Source organism: Neobacillus cucumis, from assembly GCF_023715505.1.
Window position 1 is genome coordinate 1 of record NZ_JAMBOH010000069.1, and the last position, 3,633, is coordinate 3,633.

A 3,633-nucleotide genomic window follows, 5' to 3' on the forward strand; every position below is an offset into this window, starting at 1 on the left:
AATAGTCATCACGTTCTTTTTCCATCACTGAATTTAAAACTAGAACAAGGGAAGCTTTAATAACAGTGTTTAAATCGGAATTCATTACATAGTCTTTTAAATCATCAATATTTAGGTTAAACTGAATGTGAGTCATGATTAATTCCTCCTCATTGTTTTCGTCGCTGTTAACATTGTTGACAAGAGGAATTAAATTGACTCCTTTTCTTTTTACACAATTATACGGACTTAATCGAAAAAAGAGCATCATGGGTAGTCAATCGAGGCTATTGACGACCGAGATTGGGAAAAAAGAGAATTTTGGGTAGTCAATCAAGGCTATTAACGACCGAGATTGTGAAAATAGGGCATCTTGGGTAGTTAATCGAGGCTATTAACGACCGAGATTGGGAAAAAAGGGCATCTTGGGTAGTTAATCGAGGCTATTGACGACCGAGATTGGGAAAAAAGAGCATCTTGAGTAGTCAATCAAGGCTATTGACGACCGGGATTGGTGAAAAAAAGCATTTTGGATAGTCAATAACTACTCAAATATAAGTGATAATACAAAAGGTTACCACAATACAATCCTCCTATTATTCACACTAAAAATCACTTCAAAAAATTATTTCGTAGTTTAGAATAACTACCTATTTTCGAATGTGGAAAAGAAGTAAAAACCGCACACTGTCTTGATATCACAACAAAAAGACACACTGCGATCTCCAAAGTGAAATCCAGTGTGTCTTTTTATTATTGCACCTCTAAAGTGAACTCGTTATTATAAGGCTGGCCCCGAATTAATATCATCATGGTTTGATAGACTAGAAAAATGCTCGAATAGATGAGTAAGATAGCTGTTCAATTCAAAACCGTCTTCATTCACAAATTCAGATAATAGCAGTAATTGATCATTCATATCTTCCATCTCCCTTTGAACTTCTTTACTATTACTATTCCCAATCTATTACTCTTTTATACATAAAAAATCTCCCAAACTGGGAGATTTTTTTAATAGAGACGCTTAAACGCTGTAAAATGAGCCTTGTAGTATGAATTATTTAAATTCGATATCATGATGCCATGGGTTCCATCGGCCTGGATGAATTGATTATCACCAAGATAGATCCCCACATGGGAGATACCCTGTTTATATGTATTTTCGAAAAATACAAGGTCGCCAGCCTTCGGAGTGTTCACATAATAGCTGCGGTCATAATAGCCTGCTGCTGTAGTACGAGGCAGCGATTTCCCTGCTTTATTCGCCACATAATAAATAAACCCGCTGCAATCAAACCCGGAAGTCGTACTGCCGCCCCAAACATATGGGATCCCTATTAAACTTTTGGCAGTGGAAACCATCTTTGCGGCTATATCTGACTCAGTAACCGGGGCTGTTGTAGTTACGGAATCAGCGGTGCCTGTAACCTTAAGCGTTTGCCCCACATAAATCATGTCAGACTTTAAGTTATTGAGTGACTTTAATTCTTGGACGGTCATATCGTAGGTCACGGCAATTTTCCCAAGTGTATCCCCACTTTTAACAACATAATTCCCTGTGGCAACGGTTGGTTGTGGTGCTGCCGGCTTAGCAGCTGTAGGAGCAGTCGTTGTAGTTGGAGCAGGAGTACTTGTTTGCTTCGCATAAACTTTAAGGGTTTGTCCGACATAAATTAGGTCAGATTTTAAGTTATTTAGTGATTTTAATTGCTGGACGGTCATTCCATACTGTTTGCTGATTTTACCTAAATAGTCCCCACTTTTAACGGTATAAGAAGTAGTTGCTGTCTGGGCTGTAGTGATTGTGGTGGTTTTATTGGCAGCCACCTTCGTTAAAGAAGTCACCGGTGCAGTCACCGTAACCGTTTTTCCAGGAGCAGATACCTTTAGTGTTTGTCCGGCATAAATCAAGGTACCTTTCAGGCCATTCCACTGCTGCAGCTCGCCGACCGTGACATTGAAGCGGTTGGCTATCGTAATTAAGGCATCCCCGCTGACAACCTTATAAGTTGTTTGCTGAAACGCCTGAACGGAAGCAGTAGGTGCGGTGGAGGAGATTTGCAGCGTTTGATTTTCATAAATTCGATCAGAATTTAGCCCGTTTAAATTTTTGATTTCTTGAACACTTGTATTATGTTCTGAGGCAATTTTTGAAAGAGAATCACCTTTTTGAACTTTGTATGTGGACGCCAGGGCGGAACCCGCAAAAAGCGTCGAAAAGAGTGCAGTTGTCGAGAGAGTGCGAACGATAGTTTTCTTCATCTAGGTAAAATTCACCTCATATTTTCATATTTTTATTAATTTTACCATAGTTTGCTAATATTTTCAGAAAAATTCCCCATAATTATCATAGAATTAACAATTTAGATCATTATTCTCTGTTTACCGCACTACCTCTACTATTAAACGACAAAACATTACAAAGTCATTACATTTTTGTAACGAATGTCGACATATTATAGCAATCTACCAGGATAGCCAGTAAACTAGTAATAGATATAATTTTGGGGGAAAAAATGAAAAAGAAACTTTTAGCATTTGTAACCGCTACCGTATTTGGGACATCGTTATATAGCACTTCAGCCCTGGCTGCGACTGTAAAGGTAAAAAGCGGGGATACTTTATCGAAGTATGCCAAGCAATATAATATATCAGTATCACAAATCAAGACGGCAAATAAACTATCTAGTGATCGACTTAAAGTAGGTCAGAGTTTATATATTCCTGAAAAAAGCAAGGTCGTGGCTAAAACTAGCACCAGCCCGTCTTCAACAGTATACACGGTTAAATCTGGTGATACCTTGTCATCCATCGCCAAGAAATATGGGATAACAGTGACACAGCTTAAATCATGGAATGATCTGAAATCCGACAAGCTTAAAATAGGCCAACAGTTAAAAGTGAATAGTGGTAATGTAACGGTGACGCCCGCGAAACCCGCGGTGGCTAAACCTGCAGTGGCCACGATTAATAAAGCTAAGTTAATACAAGACGCAAAAGCAGTGATTGGAGTCCCTTACAAGTGGGGGGGAATTACGCCAAAGGGATTTGATTGCAGTGGATTAATTCACTATGTGATAAACAAACAAAAATCTGCCTCCCGTCTGACTGTTGATGGGTATTGGAAGACAACGAAGCCAGTTTCTTCTTTATCAGCTGGTGATTTTGTTTATTATCAAACCTATACGAAAGGTCCTTCACATATGGGGATTTATGTCGGTAATGGTCAGTTTATTCATGCTGGATCGTCAAAGGGAGTAGAAATTACTTCCATGAATAACTCTTATTGGAAATCTCGATATCTTGGTGCAAGACAATTATAATGGAACGAACCTACATAACCCATCTTCGATTTGAAGATGGGTTTATTTTATCTGCACAGCAGAATTAGTGGAAGCTAATCCATGAAAAATGGCTACTCATTTATATAGGGTTTCGTTTTGTTTCAAAATAACTATTTGACACTAATATTATCATATAAAAAAGTAACACCTCGTCTCAAAAATGAAGAGGCTTTAATATAATTAACTCAACTTTCGCAGACTGAAATAGGCAGGTATGCCTTGATATAGTTAGGCAAGCCCGCGATCCATTGCTGTAGTTGACTTTTAATTAACTTTTGAATCTTTTTGTTACTCTCTTTAAGGGTATCTT

3 protein-coding genes and 1 pseudogene are annotated in these 3,633 nt (G+C 38.3%); 1 reads left to right on the plus strand and 3 read right to left on the minus strand.

Features of this window, described 5'->3' with window-relative positions:
• The 3 genes and pseudogenes from M3226_RS33000 to M3226_RS31165 form a co-directional block, all read right to left on the minus strand.
• Nucleotides 1-136 (minus strand): annotated as a pseudogene (locus M3226_RS33000) (IS256 family transposase); the annotation flags it as partial.
• 624 nt (nucleotides 137-760) lie between these two features.
• On the minus strand, nucleotides 761-898 hold the full coding sequence (locus M3226_RS31160) for a hypothetical protein (protein ID WP_251573359.1): 138 nt from the start codon (nucleotides 896-898) through the stop codon (nucleotides 761-763).
• Nucleotides 899-990: 92 nt separating this feature from the next.
• A complete protein-coding gene (locus tag M3226_RS31165) occupies nucleotides 991-2,241 on the minus strand; it encodes a C40 family peptidase (protein WP_251573361.1) in 1,251 nt (416 codons plus the stop codon).
• Between the two features lie 254 nt (nucleotides 2,242-2,495).
• Here M3226_RS31165 and M3226_RS31170 point away from each other — a divergent pair, with 254 nt between their 5' ends.
• On the plus strand, nucleotides 2,496-3,302 hold the full coding sequence (locus tag M3226_RS31170) for a peptidoglycan endopeptidase (RefSeq protein ID WP_251573363.1): 807 nt from the start codon (nucleotides 2,496-2,498) through the stop codon (nucleotides 3,300-3,302).
• Nucleotides 3,303-3,633 lie beyond the last annotated feature (331 nt).

What these genes read in the sequence shown, in the direction of transcription:
- M3226_RS31170 (WP_251573363.1), top strand. Translation starts at nt 2,496, where the DNA reads ATGAAAAAGAAACTTTTAGCATTTGTAACCGCTACCGTATTTGGGACA.
- M3226_RS31165 (WP_251573361.1), bottom strand. Translation starts at nt 2,241, where the DNA reads ATGAAGAAAACTATCGTTCGCACTCTCTCGACAACTGCACTCTTTTCG.
- M3226_RS31160 (WP_251573359.1), bottom strand. Translation starts at nt 898, where the DNA reads ATGAATGATCAATTACTGCTATTATCTGAATTTGTGAATGAAGACGGT.